At 46.3% G+C, this 19,410-nt stretch carries 13 protein-coding genes; all 13 read right to left on the bottom strand.

Going from position 1 to position 19,410, the window contains the following annotated elements:
• Positions 1-3 precede the first annotated feature (3 nt).
• Complete coding sequence (locus tag DEO27_RS02260) at positions 4-1,083, bottom strand: Gfo/Idh/MocA family protein (protein ID WP_112569320.1); 1,080 nt, start codon at positions 1,081-1,083, stop codon at positions 4-6.
• A gap of 22 nt (positions 1,084-1,105) precedes the next feature.
• Entirely contained in the window at positions 1,106-1,858 is a 753-nt protein-coding gene (locus tag DEO27_RS02255) for an L-rhamnose mutarotase (RefSeq protein WP_223818138.1), read from the bottom strand.
• Positions 1,855-3,777, bottom strand: coding sequence for a hypothetical protein (locus DEO27_RS02250; RefSeq protein ID WP_223818137.1), 1,923 nt, complete (start codon positions 3,775-3,777; stop codon positions 1,855-1,857). The genes DEO27_RS02255 and DEO27_RS02250 overlap by 4 nt, the downstream gene beginning before the upstream one ends.
• A gap of 10 nt (positions 3,778-3,787) precedes the next feature.
• Positions 3,788-4,672, bottom strand: coding sequence for a sugar phosphate isomerase/epimerase family protein (locus DEO27_RS02245; RefSeq protein WP_112569316.1), 885 nt, complete (start codon positions 4,670-4,672; stop codon positions 3,788-3,790).
• Positions 4,673-4,675: 3 nt separating this feature from the next.
• Positions 4,676-6,076 carry an acetylxylan esterase gene (locus tag DEO27_RS02240; RefSeq protein WP_112569314.1) on the bottom strand — a complete coding sequence of 467 codons (1,401 nt, stop codon included), beginning with the start codon at positions 6,074-6,076 and terminating at the stop codon, positions 4,676-4,678.
• 121 nt (positions 6,077-6,197) lie between these two features.
• Positions 6,198-7,331, bottom strand: a complete 1,134-nt coding sequence (locus DEO27_RS02235; RefSeq protein ID WP_223818136.1) for a sialidase family protein — start codon at positions 7,329-7,331, stop codon at positions 6,198-6,200.
• Between the two features lie 4 nt (positions 7,332-7,335).
• Positions 7,336-8,061 (bottom strand): DUF3826 domain-containing protein, encoded by a 726-nt coding sequence (locus tag DEO27_RS02230; RefSeq protein ID WP_223818135.1) that lies wholly within the window; start codon positions 8,059-8,061, stop codon positions 7,336-7,338.
• 12 nt (positions 8,062-8,073) lie between these two features.
• The gene (locus DEO27_RS02225; protein ID WP_112569312.1) at positions 8,074-10,830 is read right to left on the bottom strand and encodes an alpha-L-rhamnosidase; all 2,757 of its coding nucleotides are present in this window, start codon (positions 10,828-10,830) and stop codon (positions 8,074-8,076) included.
• A 3-nt stretch (positions 10,831-10,833) separates the two neighbouring features.
• On the bottom strand, positions 10,834-13,620 hold the full coding sequence (locus tag DEO27_RS02220; RefSeq protein WP_112569310.1) for a glycoside hydrolase family 2 protein: 2,787 nt from the start codon (positions 13,618-13,620) through the stop codon (positions 10,834-10,836).
• An 8-nt stretch (positions 13,621-13,628) separates the two neighbouring features.
• Positions 13,629-15,086, bottom strand: coding sequence for a sialate O-acetylesterase (locus DEO27_RS02215; protein WP_223818134.1), 1,458 nt, complete (start codon positions 15,084-15,086; stop codon positions 13,629-13,631).
• Positions 15,086-16,921, bottom strand: a complete 1,836-nt coding sequence (locus DEO27_RS02210) for a six-hairpin glycosidase (protein WP_112569308.1) — start codon at positions 16,919-16,921, stop codon at positions 15,086-15,088. Before DEO27_RS02210 ends, DEO27_RS02215 begins: the two co-directional genes overlap by 1 nt.
• Positions 16,914-17,864 carry a glycoside hydrolase family 43 protein gene (locus DEO27_RS02205; protein WP_112569306.1) on the bottom strand — a complete coding sequence of 317 codons (951 nt, stop codon included), beginning with the start codon at positions 17,862-17,864 and terminating at the stop codon, positions 16,914-16,916. Before DEO27_RS02205 ends, DEO27_RS02210 begins: the two co-directional genes overlap by 8 nt.
• Positions 17,865-19,250 (bottom strand): glycoside hydrolase family 140 protein, encoded by a 1,386-nt coding sequence (locus DEO27_RS02200; RefSeq protein WP_112569304.1) that lies wholly within the window; start codon positions 19,248-19,250, stop codon positions 17,865-17,867.
• Between the last annotated feature and the right edge of the window lie 160 nt (positions 19,251-19,410).

Here is a 19,410-nt window from a genome sequence, read left to right as displayed (position 1 = left end):
ATATCATGCGCTTAGCTCGTTTACGGTTAAATTAAATTCGGTCAGGATCTCATCAACCTTTACGGGTTTGCCAGTTTGTAACGACCTATCCATGGCCTGAAGCAGGGCGATGGTGCCGATACCTTCTTTAATATCCGGATAAGCGGTGTAGCCTTCGGTAATGCTATCGGCAAAGTATTCGAGGTAGTTTTGGTATTCGCCGGCGTGGTGGCTTTTGCCCTCAAACCGGAAGTAGTGTTTAAGCTTGTGCTCCCAGGTGATGATGCGTTCTTCGCCGGTATTATCGGTGATGGCATAGCGTAAATCCATGTAATCCCCTTGGCTACAGCCTTCGGTGCCACGTAAAATGCAGCTCATTTCACTATCGCGGGTTACGGGTTGTACCGGCCCGGTATAACAACCGCTCACACGTGCAATACGGCCATCCTTTGCTTTGAATATAAAGTGCATCGTGTCGGGATTCTTTAAACCGCCTTTGGCGCCATTAGCGCTTAGCATACCGTATCCCATCACCTCTTCAATCTCCGGCAGATACCAGCGGATAAAATCAACCGGGTGACTCAAGCCGCCGTATAGCCATTTAAAAGCCTGTTGTAACGACCATGGTTTCTCTAAAAACCAGCGGTGATCTGCATGGTAGTAAGCTTCAACAGTTATCAAATCCCCTATCAAACCTGCCTCATAATCTTTACGCTGCTTTTTCATAGGTTCAAAAAATCGTGAGCTTTGACCTACAAATACCTTTTTGCCGCTTTGCTCAACCAGTTCAAGCAGCTCGGCGGCTTTCCTTAAATCATCAATAAATGGCTTGGTACATACCACGTGTTTGCCATGCAGTAAAGCCTGTTTAACGTGCTCGGCATGTAAATGATCGGGCGTATAAATGGCAATGATTTCTATTTCGGCATCGTTGAGCATGTCCTGGTAATTGGTGGTATAGTTATGAAAGTTAAACTCCTCCGCACGGTGTTTACACATTTCAATATTCATATCGCATACCATTTTCAGTTCAAGCTTTTCGCTTTTTAATACTGCCGACATGGTGCTGCGCCCTTCGCCTAATCCTAATATTCCTATTTTCATGTTATATCTTATTGCTGATGCTTTAGTTAGTATGAACAGGTTTAAATCCAACCCAAACCTCGCCCAGCTTTGTACCGGGGATACCTTCCTGGTATTTTTTCATCAGGCGGTTCCATTCGTTTACTCTTGGGTTATTTTCGGTGGTTTTAGGGTTCAGTTTGTCCAGGGTTTCTCCTTTGGGAATGCTGATGACCAGCATTAACTGCCTGCCGTTTTTAAACACAAGCAGTTGCTGAAAATTAGCATTGCAAAAGCCTTTTGCTACCTCCGGCCAGTTCTTAAACTGTGTAGCATGGTAGTTTAAATATTCCTGCTGAAGCTTAGGATCGTTAACCAGGTTAGCGGTCATGACTATATTTTCCCATTGTTTGGCCCTAATGGTATCCGCGCACATTTTCCGGTTAAATGCGTAGAAAGGTTTTTCGTAGTATTTGATCGAATCCTGCGGATATGATTTCTTTATTTCCTTAAGTACACTTTCGGGATTTGGGATGTGGAGGTAAATGGTAAAATGATTTTTCCATTGGCGAATGTCGTCAATATCACCGTCTACACTTTTGCCGATATCGAACAACCCGTCATAGTCAAAGTGGGCCTTATCATGTGTAATAATTTCAATAACAGCCGGGCGCACAATCAAGCGTGGTTTTACCTTAACTACAGCCTTTGGTTGGCTGGCCTTTTTGGGAAGAGGAAGATCACAAGCGCTTAAAATCGATGTAAGGCAAGCTCCAAAGGACATCGTGAACAATAAATATTTTCTCAACTGCCTCATTCTGTTTTATAATTAATGGGCCAATTGTCCCTGTTTATCGATTTGTATTTAAGCAGATATCTATAAGGTACTTCCAGCCCCGCGGCATTCTTTATGGCAGCATCAACCTGCGGACCATTATTTTCCCAGACATTGCCGGGGCCATTGGCATTTTTCAAAAATTTATCTGCCGGGCACCAGTTATTTTTTAGGGTGATGTATGACGATCCCTCATCAGTGTACAGGTAAAACCAATGCTGCGGATCATGCGCGTAAGGGGCTTTATAAATGCTATCCACATAGTTATCACTGATAACCGAACCGGGCTGCGCAGATAGCGTATAGATAGCCGCCACATCATACATATTGCGGGCGTAGTGATGAATTTTATTAGCCGCGATGCGATTATCACTCATGGCGTTAACGGTTTTGGTCCAGCCCCAGCCCATGCTTATGCCGGTATAGTTTATGTCGCAAACCTCGTTGTGGGTTATGCTGATGCCTTTAACATAACCCGCGCCAATGCCCACACAGCCCCAATCTTCGTTGGTAGCGTCGGTGATTAAATTGTTGGTGACGGTATCATAGGTGCAGATCTCCCGTTTATCGCCTGGGTTATAGGGCAAATGCACTTCCTGTGCTTCGTCAGAATATACGCCGTCAAGTACCGCCGTACCGCCAATATCTTTAAAGAGACTGCCTTTAACCACATTATTATGTGTGCCACGCTGAAAATCTAAGCCGGTTGAGGCCATGTGTTCAAAACCACAACCATCGAAGTTGATATGCGAAGCGTAAGCCACCTCCACGGCAGCCTTTGGCCGGCCTACCCATGCCTGGTTTTCCAGTCCTTTCTTATCCGGTGTTCCGGGGATCTTCAGCTTGTAGGCGTCCAGCATATACATTCCCGCCTGGTGCGGTACCAAGCCTTCTTTTGAAGGGCGAAGCCAGCTACTATGTTCAAAACTGAGATTTTTAAAGCTGACGTAATTAACCGGGTTATCAATAGTCCCCTGCATTTTAACCAGGGTTTCCAATTGAGGGACTGTTGCCGTGGCCGTTTGCAGATCTTCTCCCTTGCGGGAGATGTAGTAAATTTTGTTAGTCCTGCGGTCATGGTACCATTCGCCGGGCTTATTTAAAAAGCTGATAGCATTGCTGAGATAAAAAGCTGAATTACCTGTTTTTTTGGAGATCCAGGGCGCGGGCCAGGGGTGCTCTGACTGGATACGGCTTTCGGGCTGATAAAATGATAAGCGGGCGCTATCACCCATCGCTTTAACAGCCTTAACCCGTAAAATGGCAATGGCCCACCACTGGTGAATAAACATATCCATCCCCTTGAGATGAGAGGTATCTACCGAAGCCGACCATGGAATTACGCAAGTCTGAGTTTTATGATCCCAGGAAAGGATGCGGTTCATCAATGGCGCTTCGGTATCCCGGGCACGAACAGCCTTTTCGTTGTTCACCCAAAGCTGCCTGAATTGCACTGGCTCATCGCCGATTACGGGGCCATCGGCAACCCAAACTTTACCTTTGGCTTCCGCAGGCAAGCCGGGGATTTTGTTGTTTACTTTATGCCAACCATTTACTTTGATACCGCCGCTTAAAATAGCTTTACCAATGCCCTCGCCCTCAATAACGGTCGGGCTATCGGCAGTACCCGAATCTTCCGGGCGAATAAATAACGGCTCATTTAAATAGTAAACTCCGGCAGCTACCCTGATATAAATGCCGCCTTTTACCGACGCGTCATTTAAGCGCCTCAGTTCACGGGCTTTCCTTATGGCCATGACTACGGTGGCCAGCGGCTGTTCTCGGGTACCGGTGTTGGTATCTGAACCCTGGGGTGATACCCAGATTTCGGCCGCAAAAAGGCTGCCTGTCAAAATAACATTTAACAGAAATACCAAAACAATGATGCGGCGGATGCTCATTTACGTTTTATTAATTAGCCTGAAAAATTGATTTTACATAGGTGGTGTTCGCGCTGAAATTCCACTTCACGTTATGCGGGTCTTTTGCATCGCGCGATCGTTCAATCACCAACCAACCCGACCAGCCCATTTTGTCTAAAGTGGCTTTTACATGCTCCATGTTGATTTTAGGATCATTTTGCAGCCAAACGCCATCGTCATTGGTGCAATGGATTTGAATAATGTTGGTTTTACCCAATATTTTCAACTCCTTATCCAGATCGCGACCGTTCCTGATGGCGTTTTCAAAATTGAAATAGCTTTTGATAGCCGGCGAGCCTATATCTTTCAAGAGCTGCAACTCGCCCTTGGCATCTAACGCCGTTTCAATACCAATTACCACACCCGCTTTTTCGGCTATCTTGCCTACCTCTTTCAGGCGGGAAACTATATTCGGTCGCAATTCAGGAAATTTCACCAGGTCGCCTTTTACGCCCATAGGCAAAAAGCCAACTTTAACACCCATTTGCTTCATGGTCTTGACACCATCGGTAACGGCTTTAATTGCTGTTGGCCGTTCGGCAAATGATTGGGCGAAGAAGCCGGTCATGCCTATAGATGGGATTTCGAGATTCAGCTCTTTCGCCTTGCTCAAAAACACTTTTCTGATCGAATCATTGGCCAGTTGGTTATCAAAAGTTTCCCGGTCGCCAAGGCCGCCCATATCAACTTCAACCCCATCAGCACCGATGTCTTTAGCCAACTGAAAGGCACCCGGCTTTTGCCGTTTAAGGATCATCAAATCAACCACCGCAACTTTATAACGCTGTTTTGAGGTGGTTTGAGCAACCGACGGCAAGTCAAAGGCGCAAACCATTAACCCTATCCAAAAACCTGATATCAACCTGTATTTCATATCTTATTTTTTTATTGACTGCGCAAATACTTTCTCTAACTGATCAAATCCTTTTATGGCATTGGCCGGGAGGTTTTCGCCTTTATCACCAAATACATACATGGCAGGTTCTTTTTGTATTGTGACCTTTTTGTCATCGAAATTGCCGCTGCCGTCTTTGATCTTATTAAGATCTAACCGGAAGTTTTTAGCTACGAAAGCATACAACGCTGCCCTTTTTGATGGCCCGAAATCATGCCCTTCGTTGGGCAGGTGTACATTCTCTACTTTATCTGCAACGCCGTAATAACCGTACATTTTTTGGAGGTATGGAAAATCATGTTCAGGCATATTGGCTGTCCAGTCCTGCCCGTCCGAGATCAGCAATTGAGGTCTTGGCGCTGCCATAGCGGCCAGTTCTACATTATCGGTTCCGTTGCCGCATTGATGGATAGGCATGCCGCTTTCGCAAGGGCATCCCCCATAAAAATAAGATGACACCGACACCACCGGGGCGCTCAATTTGATCCGGTCATCCAGGGCTGTCATTAAAACGGTATGACTGCCGCCACCCGAACCGCCGCTGATGCCTACCCGTTCAGAGTCGGTTTCTTTAAGTGAAAGCACATAATCCAATATCCGGATAGCGCCAAGTGCCTGAATGGTTTGTGCCAGACTACGGCGATGATCTTCGTCTTTAAATTGCAGCAAGGATTCGCCCCAGGCAAAAAGATCATAACTGTAGGCCATCGCCCCCATCCGCGCCAGCGACGCACAACGGATCTGGCAATCGGCACGGTAACGCTGATGCTCCCAGTGTCCGTCAGGACTCAGTATCACCGGTATTTTACCCTTAATTTTTAACGGTTTGTACAGCGAACCATTGATGTACAAGCCCGGCAGTATTTCAATAGCGATATTCTCAACCGTATAACCATCAAAGGTTCTTTTAGAGGTAATGATTGGTTTTGATGCAGGCTTGGCAGGCAAAGGTGATAATTCCAAAGCTTTGTAAAGCTCGGGCTTTAGTATGGCCTTGCGTTGTTCCCAGGTATCACGATCGTGGTACTGGGCGGCTATCCTGTCAAGCTCTTTCCAGCCGTCGCTTATCGCCCAGCGGAAGTATTCATATTCTTTGAGCTTATACCTGCCGGGAGCCTCTTTATTCACTTTCAGATCGAGCGGGGTAAGGATATTGGCCAGCGTGGTATCCACATTGGGCCTGAAACGCCATTGCGCGTAGTTAACCCATTTACCATCAACCTGGGCGGCAGTGTATTTGATCTTTACATGGTATTTGTCCTGCACTTCATCAAGCACCTCCTTCAGCGTTTTCCTGTACATGGCATCGGTAGTTTGCTGCGCATGGGCGACAAAGCTCATTGCTATAAAGCAGGTTACCAGTATATAGATCAGTTTTTTCATTGTTTATTTTTTGTTAAAGCAATCTTAAACAGCGTCATTGCGAGGTACGAAGCAATCCCCTATTTGCAAATCCGCTCTGTACAATTTGGGATTGCTTCGTACCTCGCAATGACGTTATTGTTTACAAATCCTTGGTTTCTCCTGTCGGTACCTGAGGCGTATACCCCTCCACCTTAGGCCAAATGCCATCCTTTATTTTTTTCAGCTCCAACTTTGAAGGATCAATAACTACATGCTTTATCTTTTGCCTGCGCCAGGTGTAAACCACATGTACCATTCCATCAGAGGTTTGAATAACCGATGGATAGGAATACTGACTGATTGGCGAATCTTCAAGGATCAAAGCCGCATACCACGTAATGCCATCTTTAGAAACAGCTACATTCAAAGGCGTACGGGCACCTTTAGCCAGATTGCCCGGCGGCAAAACATGGTTGTAAACCAATAGTTGCCGACCATCTTTCAAGGTCACAGCGTCGGTACCGGAGTTGTTATTTGGCAGATTTGTCTTTTCCAAAGGCGACCATGTTTGCCCGCCATCTTTAGACCAAGTGCTTAATATCGCCCGGTTCTGGCTCCTGCAAAGCGCCTGTAGCCTGCCATCCTTATAAGTTAAAATACTGGGCTGTATGGCTTTCAAATCTTTGCCATCACTGATAGGGCCTATCATTGTCCAGTTTTCCCCAAAATCTTTGGTGGCTTCAAAATGAACCTGCCAGGCCTTACCTTCGGTACTCACCGGACTCAACAGCATGCCGTTTTTAAACAATACCGGCTTGTTTTTGATTGGGCCTAAAAAGCCCTCGGGCAAAGCCTTTTGCTCCGACCAGGTGATGCCGCCATCTTTTGATGTTTTTACAAAGCCTTTCCATTTTGCCGGGCTTGGGCCTATTTTATAATAGAGCTGCAATTCGCCTTTTGGTACCTGGTACAATACCGGGTTCCAGCAGGCGTAGCGTAAAGTATCATTCTGGATGCCGTTGGCTACGTTGATACTCTCAGTCCATTTACCGCCAACAAAACGGCTTACCCAGATACATACATCGGGGTTACGCTCCTTGGTGCCGCCAAACCATGAGGCTACAAGGCCGGTCGGCGTTTCGGCTATCGTTGCAGCGTGACATTCAGGGTATGGTGCTTTATCGTATATAAACTCGTCCTTCACAATGCCCTTACGCCAGGGATTTTGGGCAATAGCATTGATCATGAATAAGCAGCTTACCGCTCCGGCGAACAAGATCTTTTTTAACATCATAACATTATTTTTGAGTGGCAGCCTTATCTTTTGCAACTTTGTCAGCAGCCTTTTTTGCGATGATTGCTTTGGTATAATCGCCGTATAGTTTGTGCCAATTGCGGCCGTTGCTGTTGAGGTATTGTTCGTTTTTGGTTTTGTAAATCTCGAAAATGGCCGATACCTGCTTGATATTCTTAAAATCGACTGCCTGTTCGCGGGCTTGCTTCAGGTTAGCGAGGATTGCAGCTTCTTCAACCGGTGTCAGGTCGGGGATAATAGACTTATAACCAGCCAGCGTAAAAGCTACTTTACCAATGGTGTATTTATCAAGCACGGTTTCAACCTGCTCTTCGGTCAGGTCGTTATGCAAACCAGTCATCAGGTTTTCGTGTACCGATTTTGGCAGCGATGAATTAATGATGATCTGCCTGTCCATGGTGCTCAAAGTTTTACCCGTAGCCGGATCAATACCTGCCGGAACTGATTCATAGGAATGGGTATTGTTCCAATCGCGGATGGCTTTGAGGTGGGTTGCTATCACATTTTTTACGCGGGTAGCCTTTGCTGTATCGGTAAGCGATAATGAGGCAACCCAATCCGTAGCTTTCTTTTCAACCTCAGCATCGGCTTTGGCCTGGGCTTCGGGAGATGGGACTGCTTTAGTTACCTGTTGCTCCTGGGCTTTCAACGTACCCGCCAGCGCTAATAAGGCTATTAGCATAGCACCCGCCATGTTTAATTTTTTCATATCGATGTTGCTTTAATATTTTACTTCAAAATCATAATCGCCCGAACCTATGCTGAGTATCGCTCTCCCATTCTCCATTTTTACAGGTTTAATATCTTTTATGGCCGATACCTTCTTTCCGCCCTCGGTGACTGCATCCGTGTTTTTTGCAGGCACATAAACCAACGCCGAACTGTTTGGCGGTACGGTAACATGCCAGTTAAAACTGCTTTTAGTATTGGTATAACTGCTTTTTATAAGGCCATAGGCGGTTTGGTACGAAGCGTTAACACTATCCAACCCTTTGATAATAGCCGGTTGCATCACCAGTTGCTTAAAGCCGGCGTTAGCCGTTTTTATGCCGGCTACGTCCTGGTAAAACCAAGTGATCAGATCGCCCAGCAGCATAATGTGATTACGTGAATTCATAGCCGGGTTGGCAGTATCGCCATTCCATAATTCCCAGATGGTAGTAGCGCCCCTCTCGGCCATATAGCCCCAGCTTGGGTAAGTGGTATTAGATGCAATTTTCCAGGCCAGATCGGGGCGGCCAAACTCGGCAAGTCCGCGCATGAGCCATTGGGTGCCGATTACACCGGTACTGATATGATCATGCGCCTCGTTGATCTTGGCCACTATATTTTTAAATACCGCTTGTTTATTCGCCGATGGCGTGATCCCGAAATACAATGGCAGCAGGTTGGCTGTTACTGTATTGTTACTGTATTTCGATGTAGGTTGATCAAAATATTTATCATTAAAAGCTTTAGCTACGGCTTGCTTTATGACAGCAAAAAACTGTGCATCAGCAGGTTTGTGTAGCATTGTCGCGAACTTTTCCATCAAACCTGATAAATGATAGTAATAGGCAGTGGCAATCAGTTGTCCGTCTGTATTCAGTGATGAATCTTTGGCGTGGATCAGTTCAAGTGATTCCGGCGGTACGCACCAATCACCGTATTTATCTTTGATGATGATGTTGTTCTTCATGTACTTAACCCGCATATAATCCATCCATTTTTTCATGGAGGCATAATGCTTTTCAATAGGCGCTTTATCGGCAAACTGGCGGTAAAGCATATCGGCCACCAGGATATAAGTGCCGGGCCAGGTCATGTTATCGCTGTAATAATTCCAGTAAGCGGGCGCTACATCCGGGATAGCGCCCACCAGGGTTTGCGATTGTGCAATATCATCCAGCCATTTGGCGTAGAAATTACCGTTGGCAAACACAAAGCTTTCGCCAAGCGAGCCTACCGCCCTGTCACCAAGCCATGGCATCCGTTCGTTGCGCTGCGGGCAATCTACGGGCATACCTTTGTAATTGCTCAGGATCCCCCAATAAGCATTGTGGTAGATCTTGTTGACGATAGCGTCAGATGTTTCAAAACTACCGATGGTTGGCAAGGCATCGTAAACCACCTGCCCCTCAAAATCGGCTAATTCAGGCTTACCGGGATACCCGCTGATTTCTACATACCTGAAACCATGGTACACAAATACCGGGTGCCAGGTTTCTTCCGCCCCGCCTTTCAGGGTATAAACATCGGTTACCTTGGCATCGCGAAGGTTAGCTACGTAAAGTTCATTGTTGGGCTGCAGCGTTTCTGCATAACGGAGCGTTACTTTATCACCCCGGGTACCCTTTACACGCATTTGGATCCAGCCCGCCATGTTTTGTCCCATATCCAGGATCCACACATCTTTTTTAAGCTGACTGATGCTAACAGGTTTAACCGTATCCATCACCCTGATCGGCTCATTCATTTGCGCGCCGAGCTTCCCACCGGGGGCCTGCACCAGTTCGGCTTTAAGCCATTGGCTGTCATCAAAACCAGGAGTATTCCATCCCGAAAATTCTTTGGTAGCATCGTATTCCTCACCGTCATATTCGTTATTGGTGCGGATAGGGCCATCAGCGGTAAAATGCCAACTGTTATCGCTTATGATAGTTTGCTTTGTTCCATCTGTATATTCTACCTCCAGTTGAAGCAGCATTTTTGGGAAACCAAATTCCTTGATCTTTTTAGGTTTATATTTTGGCCGCATGGTAAAATACCTGCCGTTGCCCAATACCGTTCCTATGGCATTACCTCCCTGTTTCAAATAGCCTGTAACATCAAAAGTATTGTACTTAACGGATTGGGTGTAGTCGGTAGGTGCTTCGGCCAAAACCTGGTCGCCGATGATTTGGCCGTTTACATATAACTCGTAATGCCCTAAGCCAACTATGTAGGCTGTAGCCTGTTTAATAGCTTTATTCAAACTAAACCCTCGGCGATAATACCGGGCCGAAAGGCGTGAAAACTTGGAAACACTATCCCAGGCAAATCCACGATCACAGCCTATCCATCTGGCTTTCCAGTCGGCAGGATTTAAAAGTCCAACGCTCCATTTAGCCGGTTGGCTCCAGGCACTGGCACCGTTGTTTGTCCAAACCCTTACTTTCCAGTAACATACTGCACGACTCACGAGGGGCTTGCCCGCGTAGCTGATCATGATGGATTCAGCAGAATTTACTTTGCGCGAATCCCACAGATCGCCCTGCCCGGCTGTTAGTTTTTCGGGAGTTGAGGCTACTATAATTTGATAAGCTATCTGCCTGGTGTTACGGACATCGCTTATGATCTGCCAGCTTAACCGTGGTTTATTAGTGCCGATGCCTAAAGGGTTGTTCAGCATTTCGCATTTCAAGTTTTGCAAACCGATACGGGCATCTGCATAGCAATTGCCCAGGCAGGTTAACATAACCGCCACAGCCAAACTGATATGTGCGAGCAACCTTCTCATCGATTATTTACCCGAAAAGTCGAAATACAGGTTTAGCGAAAGCGCGTCTTCTATATTCCTGTCGTAATTAAAATATTGGTTCTTTTGTCCGCCTGGCCCGAGTTTTTCAGGCTTTTGCGATTTGGTGCCTATTGGCGTGATACCATGCATAAATGAAATATCGCCCGATGGAAAAGCCGGAGCTGTATTGTAAACCTTTGCAGGGTTTGCCGGCGTGAACAGGCGCATAAAAACATCGCGGCTGTTGCATACAATGGTTACAGGCTGCCCTGTAGTTTGCAACTTCATCCAATACAGGTTGGAGTAATAGCCTTTAAACTCGGGATAAACAACTTTGCCCTGCCCGGTTACGGTGTTGTTATAGGTTTTATCCCATACACCCAACGATGTACCCTTCATCCTGTTTTTCCATACCCGGTAAGGGCCATCGCCCATGTAGGTTACGCCTTTGATCTCTTTTTCGGGGAAGGAGAAATTAACACCCATTAACGTAGCATCCTCGCCAATTGGCCAGTATTTAAGATCAAGCTGCACCCAGCCCGATGGGTAGATAATCCATTTCAGTAATGGCTCTGATTTTTTAGGCGGGAATACCGCTTCAACTACCAGGTTGTCTGCCTCGTAATGATAGCTGAGTTTTTCAAAACCTGTTTGATCCTGTCCTTCAACCAAAACAGGGCCCTTGTTAAAAGGAATATCACCTTTAGCATTTTTCACACTAACCAATATGCCCGAATTACGGTTAAACGCCAGTTCGATCCCGTTGCCGGTTTTTACTTTATACAGCGAATCTGTCTCGGTAATTACCGCCTTACTTCCGCCTTTTTTTGTGATGATGCGGTTGGTGATTTGATCGTGGTTGCTTACCGGGAAACTCCAGGTAAACAGCTCGTGCTTATTTACATCAAAAGCCGATATATACAGCACATCATAATTTTGCCAGTCGTGAGGCAATTGCAGTTGCAAGTTTCCGTACTGACCGGGCGCAACATCCGGCGAAGTGATGGTACCGGTTTTACTTGTTGAACCGGCGCCATTAAGTGTAGCCAGTTTATAGCTGAATGTGCATTGTTTGAGGTTAGTATAGGCGTACCTATTTTCTAAACGAAGCATACCGTTAAACGCGGGAGTTATTTCGCGGGGCTCGAGGTAAACCGGACTCCAGATTTCTTTAATAGCATAGTAGCTACCTTCTTTTTCGTGGTAAGGGCCTACTATACCATCGGGGCCATGGTCGCCATCGCTGTCAAGCTCGCCGTTTTTATCTGTACGCACTACGGCTTCATCGGCAAAATCCCAGATAAAACCACCTGCCGAGATCGGGGTATGCCACATCTGTTTCCAGAAATCATCCAGTCCGGCACCGCCGCCGCCATCATATAGGCCGTGTAAAAACTCGGTCGGGAAAAATACTTCATGCCCGTTTATGCCTGTGTTGGTACCGTAATCATAATTGATATAATGCTGTGTGTTTGTTCCGCGGAAGATCCCCCATGGATGGATGAGCGGGCGTTTTTGAAGATCCAGTTCATCAAACCAATGATCGAGGTTAAAGTTGAAACCGCCCTCGTTACCGTTGTCCCATATCACGATGGATGGATGGTTGATATCTTTTTCGATAAGCTCTTTCGCTAATTTCGATCCTACCACATCATCATAAGCATGGTGCCAGCCGGTGAGCTCATCCAATACAAAAAGGCCTAATGAATCGCACACGTCCAGGAAATGATCATCGGGCGGGTAATGCGACATACGCACGGCGTTCATGTTCATATCCTTCATGAGCTGAACATCTTCGATACTTACTTTTTTACTTAAGGCCCTGCCTGTAGTTGGCCAAAACGAATGGCGGTTTACGCCTTTAAACTTGATCTTTACGTTGTTCACATAAATGCCGTCATGCTCCCTCAACTCAACCGTACGGAAACCGATACGTTGTTTTACGATATGAACAGGCTTGCCATTTTCATTCAGCGTAAACACCACATTATACAGGTTAGGAAACTCCGGTGACCATAATTTTGGCGAGGCAACATGCGTGCTAATGTTGGCAACGGTATCACCCGCGTTAACTTTTACAGAAAAGGCAGCACCAAACTTTTGCCCAGCCAAGGTATACACCTGCCCGGTTACCGTGCCGCTTTTTACAGATGCAAGTTTCAATTGTGCTTTTAAATTACCATTGGCTTTTGCATCAACGGCGTAGTAACTGATGTGCGATTTAGGTGCCGCCTCCAGAAATACCGGCCTGAATATTCCGCCGAAGATCCAGAAATCACCTTTGCGTTCGGCCGCGTTTACCGATGCATTGGCCGAATGTTTGGATACTGTTACCTCCAGCAGGTTCGGTTTTCCGTAGTTGAGCAAAGCGCTTACATCATATTTAAAACGATAAAATGATCCCTGATGAATTGGCCCGGCCGATTTGCCGTTTAGTTTCACTTCGGTATCGGTCATCGAGCCATCAAAAACAATATTGATTGCCTTGCCCTGCCATGACGTGGGCACGTTAAACTCGTATTTATAAAGTCCTTGTTCCTTACCTTTTAAACTATCTTTTGCAAGCCCATAATTGTACTTGCCAAAGCCCTGAAACTCCCAGTTTGATGGCACCGGAATGGTAGTCCATTTACCTGAATTATTGCCCGCGGTACAGTAAAACTGCCAGTTTACGGTATGGTCGCTCCCTGTACCCGAAAGGAATAACTTTTGCGTTTCCTGGCCATGGCTTACCGACCAGTTGATAACAAACAGTAAAGCAATCCATATTTTAAAGCAGGCAGATCTCATTAGTATATTCAGTTAGCAGTTAAAGTAAATTTCAAAGGGTTATCTGTGCGGAAAGGGGCAGCAGGCAAACCATCTTTGTTATAAAAATTGGGTTGTGCCGATTCCGACCAGGCAAAGCGCACGGCTACAGGTTTGGCAACCGATGCGGCCGATACTTCAACCGTGTTCCCTTTTATTGTGGCCGTAGCCGCGACAAAATTTCCGTCGACACCGGCAATGGTGAAATCAGTAAGCGGCTTAGCATCATGGCTCACCAGTCCGACTCCTACATGATCAAACTCAAGGATGATCTTATCGCCGCTTATCTTCATGCTTTTATATACCGGGCCCGAAAAAATCACCCGTTGCTTGTAGGTATTGGCCAGGGCCTGCAGTTCAAGCCTCCTGCCTATTTCCCATTTAAATGGCGGGTGAATATTTTTAAGATCATCGTTTAAATCGGTAGTGATGATCATGCCTGTATGAGGAATTTGCAGTGCGGCGGCTTGCGCCTCACGAAATTCGGGCTCGGTAAATGGCGTATAGGTTACGGGGCCTTTTCCCTGGGTATAGTAATAGGGCGCTATCTGCACATAATAAAACGGCAATGTTTTATCGCCCCAGAGTTTGCGCCAGTTATTGATCAGCGCCTCCATTTTGTAAGTGTAGCTGATGGTTTCACCTAAAAAACAGCCACTTTCGCCCTGGTACCATAAAAAACCTTTAAGTGCGAACGGCGCGACAGGCTCAATCATTTTGGCATAAAACTTACCCGGATCGCCATCAATTTTAATGTTGTTTGCCTTGAAATAAGGAATAGCATCAAAACCTTCCTGCGATACCCAGGGCTCGATCCTACTACCGCTTACCGCCGATGAAATAATACCTACCGGTACATTCAGATCATGCTGCAGATTTTTGGCGAAGAAATATCCTGCCGCCGAAAATGCCCGCAAAGCCGAATCTTCGGCCACACTCCAACCCGAATGGGTTGAATCGGGCTTTAGCAAATTTTTCTGCGTAACCAGGAAGATCCTGATCTGCGCATTATGCGCGTGGTCCAATTCATCAACAGGTGAATTTGCCGTGCTTGTATCCGGCTTTTTCATCTTGCTGTTCTTGCGCATTTCGTACTGCATGTTTGATTGGCCCGAACAAAGCCATACCTCACCCACCAGTATATTTTGCAGTTGAATAGTGTTTTTACCTGATATGGTCAGTGTTTCGGGTTTAGCAGATGCCGGCATCGCGTCAAGCTTTATCATCCATTTGCCCGCTGCATCAGCTGTAGTTGTTTTGGTTTGCTTATTGAACTTTACCGTTACCTTTTCGCCGGGCGACGCGGTGCCCCAAACAGGTACAGGTGCATTGCGCTGCAATACCATGTTGTTGCCCAAAACTTTAGGTAAAACTACCTGCGCCCTGGCAATCCCGAAACTTAGCAGGCAGACCGTTAACCAACAATATTTTATCAGGCGCGGTATCATTAGTAATTACTTGTTTTAAATGATTTGATATAGAAAACAGCTTGTTTTGCTGCTTCACCGGCGTTTGGCCGGTCGAAATCCTGATCGGTAGGTGTATCGGCATCCGGGAACCTTCTGATATCCCCCGTACGGAATACAACCCGATTTACGCTTAGCACCGGCGCGAAAAACAGGCCGGTAATTACATCCTTGCCGTTCACATTCACCGTGTAAAAGCGGGTATCGGTATTGAGCCTGATCACTACATGATACTGGGTACCGGCTTCATATTTCATAAAGTTTTTATTGCGGTACCCAGCTTTTGTCCTAAACTGCCCAGCCGAATCAAGCGTAAGCCTGATGGCAGCCGTACCTTTTTCATCCTGAAATTCAATGTCCAGCATACCTGTATTATTTTGCCCGGCCGTGATGGTGAAATCGGTCATCAGTTTTTTTGACACCGGCACAACACGCTCTGCTTTAGCAAAGTCAAATGGGTCGCTGTCTTTTAGGGTTAACGCGCGCTCACCATCAGGCGACTTGTCGATACTTGCTGGCGCCCACTGCGGGCTGTAAATATTCCATTTCTCCAGTTCTTTGCCAGCAGGTAATTCGTTAAAAACCTCGTTAGCGTGCGTATCCGCTTTTTCGGTGATCGGCACCGGGATGGATGATACCCAGATATCCTCCTTATTCATGCTGTAGGTTACCCAGAGCTTACCATACGGCGGGGTGCCGTTTCCTTCCTCAATACCGCGTGTATATTGCGGCCCGTATGATTTATAGGCACCGCCATAACGCATGGTGGTTATCTCGCCATTAACCAGTAGTAGATTAGTATAATCTAATCCATCCTTACTAACGGACAAAGCCAGCGGCCAGCGGAACTCCGAGGGATTGTAAACCGTAGCGTATTTGCCGTCGGATGTGCGCTGCCCCCAGATCTTGGCATTGGCGGTTACAAAACGTGGTGCGCGGGCAGCATTGGTAGGCCATGTTTTGCCATTATCTGTGCTGATGGCGGTAAGCGCGTATTTCCATAGACCGACAACGCGGCCATCGGGCAGGTGGTAGAAGTTAAATGCCTTATAATCCTTATGCAGCGGAATTAATGGATCTTTCCGGTCGGTTTCCTCAACCCATTGCATCATCATCAGTGGGTTGGCCATCAGCTCGTCACAGGCCTGTACAAAACCTTTGTCCTTACTGGTTTTGTAAAAAGGATATGAGGTATTCTTTTCGTTCCATTTAGGGTTATAGTGGATAAAATATATCGGCCCAAATTTGCCGTTAGGTAAAACCTCACGCACCACACGGCCAATACCTAAACCATCGTTAGGATCGTCATGGCCATCTAAACAAATGCCATAAAAACCCAGCACCAGCAAGCGTTTTGATTTGGAAGTATAAAAGCCCATGCGCTGGTGCATTACCGAATACAGGTCTTTAGCCACGCCGGGATGCCCTTCTTTAGTGGTGCCATCCGGTATTTTATACTGAGGAAAAACTACCGTAGGCTTTGACCAGGTTTCGCCATCTTTTGAAGTCATGAGTAGGGTTTGACCCGGTGGCACGCTTTCACCTACCTTATCGCTCAGGTATTCTACATAAAAAGTATTGTTCCAGTAGGCCAGCATGGGCGCATGGTTGTAAGTAAAACCAAACCCATCGGCCAGTTCCGGGTGTTCGCGATTAGCCCTAAAGATTTGTTTGCTGTGCACACCTATCACCGGGGTTAACTGCCCGTGATGATAATCAACATTGGCAACCGTATTGCCGCTGTAATGCACGGTATCCTGTGCATTGGCAACGCAGGCCATCGATATAAAAAACAATATGCTGATGAACTTATTCATGTTTAGCTGCTTTGGTTTGCTCGGCTGCCTGTAAAAGCTGCGCAAGCTGTTTTTTGGTAACCTTAAATATGGTGCCATGCTTATGCCCTACCGGTACGCTTACGCTATCGGCCAGGTCTGTAAAAGTTTTAAAGTCGGTTGTGCGCATTGCGCCATATCTCTTTAATCGGTACGAATCATAATAGATCAGCCAGCTATCGCCTGCTTTGGTCATGCTCGGGCCTTCGCTGTAAGGTTCGGTAAACCTTGCCGTATAATTGCTATATGGCCCAAGCGGATTATTGCTAAACGCCACCAGGATATTGCGGTTAGGCCGGGTGTTATCCTTCATCACCAGCGCGTAATCATTTTTGGCCCGCTTTACAATCTCGGCATCAATCACACTAAAACCCGGGTCAAGAAAAAGCGTTGAAGGACTAAAGGTTTTAAAATCTTTGGTTGTGGTATAGTAAAGTCGGTGATTGTTATTTTCATCCTCCTGCCCTTTTGGAAAACGGAACGGTACTGTTGAAGCCCAAACAATAATGAAATACTTATTCTCCTCATCATAAAACAACTCCGGTGCCCAGGCATTTACCGCGGTGGGCTCGTTGGCCATTACCTCAATATGCTCTTCGGCCGACCAGTGGATCAGATCTTTTGAACTGGCATAACCAATACCTTTATCATTTTTCCAGCCGGTTGTCCATACCAGGTGATAAACCCCGTCTGGCCCCTGGGCTATGGATGGGTCGCGCATGATTTTGGCGTCGCCAACTTCCGGTTTAATGAAAATATGATCAATGGCATTCCAGTGATAAGCATCATTACTGTATAAAAAACGTAAACCTTCATTAGCAGGCTCATGAAACGATGTAAAAAGGTACACGCTTTTACTGGCCTTGCATGAAAACATCAACGCAATGGCAAATAGTAAGCTGATATGTTTAATCGCCCTTTTCATTTATATCGCGTCGACAATGAGCACCCAGTCGTTTCCGTTTGATACTTTACCGGGCGGTTTAAATTTGATTGTTTTAGCTTTCGCGAAGGTGCCAATAGCCGTAGTTTGCCCGTTGCGAGGGTTAAACCATGATGCTTTTAATTTCGAGCCCTCCAGATTATCAGCATTGATATTGATCTCGCGGCCGGTACAGGTATACACAAAAGCATAATTTTTACCACGGGTGGCGATCAGCCTGTTATATTTTTCGCCATTGTTACCCGCTATTATTGATTGATCGGGCACACGATCAAAATACGGGTGCGACAGCATCAGTTTTTTCAGGTAAACCATCTGCTTAGCTCCCGGATCATTAACCGAATTATACCAGTAGCCTTTTGAACCGTACGCACTGCCTTTATCAGTTGGCTTGTGCATCTGCATCACATCATTATCGCCATAAGTATATCCGCAAGCCCCGGCAAAAACCGACCAGTAACCGTAGCGTCTTACATCGGCAGCAGTCCAGCGGGGCAGCTTGATGTCATGCAGACCATAAGGGATCTTTTCATAGGATGGTTCGGCATCAAGCGTTGGTTTTGCAGGCGATAGATTGTAATCCGTTTGCACATAGCGCCAATTGTCCTCACCATATTTCAGATCTTTTTTTGAGGTATCCTGCGCATAGGTACGATGGCCGGATTGGAAGCAATTAAAATCTAACCAATTCTCATTTTGAAACCATTTTGATGATTGCGTGCGGCCACGCGGATGGTACGTTACCAGGTGCGTTCCGTCCTGATCATGCAGCGTGTTGCCTATAGCATTCCAGGTTTTTAATGAATCTGAACCGGCGATGTCACCACCATTCATCCAGATCACATTCGGCCGGTCGCGATATCTTTTGGCCAAAAATTCGGCATAGATTTTAGCTTTATCAGCACCAATATGGCTTTCCTTCACAACGGATCCCCAAACAGGAACCAAGGCAACGTATAATCCTTTTTCTGCAGCTTTGGTGATGATCCAATCGATATGATCCCAATAGTCATACTCGTTTCCTTTACCAAAAGTATTGCCGGGAGTTGTTTTTGGTTGAGCGATATTTTTATTGCTTAGCGCGGAATCCCCGTAAGCATTGGTTTCCTTAATGCTGTGCACTACCATCACCTGTATCACGTTAAAGCCCTGTTTTGCGCGAGTATCAAAATACTGTTCTGCTTCTTCTCTTTTCAGTTTGGAGAATAACAACCAGCCTGTATCACCCAGCCAAAAAAACGGCTTATCCCCGGCCATGAAATAGCGGTGATTGGCAGATATGCTTAAACGAGGCATGGTTGTTTCATTGCTTTTAAATGCAAAAAACAAACAGGCTATAGCGATTAGTATTGTAGATTTTTTAAGCATAGTATAGTAACATTTATAAGTTCCCCTCTTGAGAGGGGGCGCGTTGGGTTGAGCATTGGCAGGGGTGTGTTTCGCACGCGTTTATTATCGCTTGGTTAAACACGCCCCGCCGCCCCTCTCGAGAGGGGAATCGCGCGAGCCCCCGCTTTTTATTTATATT

It is taken from the genome of Mucilaginibacter rubeus (assembly GCF_003286415.2).
GTDB classification, from domain to species: domain Bacteria; phylum Bacteroidota; class Bacteroidia; order Sphingobacteriales; family Sphingobacteriaceae; genus Mucilaginibacter; species Mucilaginibacter rubeus_A.
This window is presented reverse-complemented; position numbering and strand designations above follow the sequence as displayed.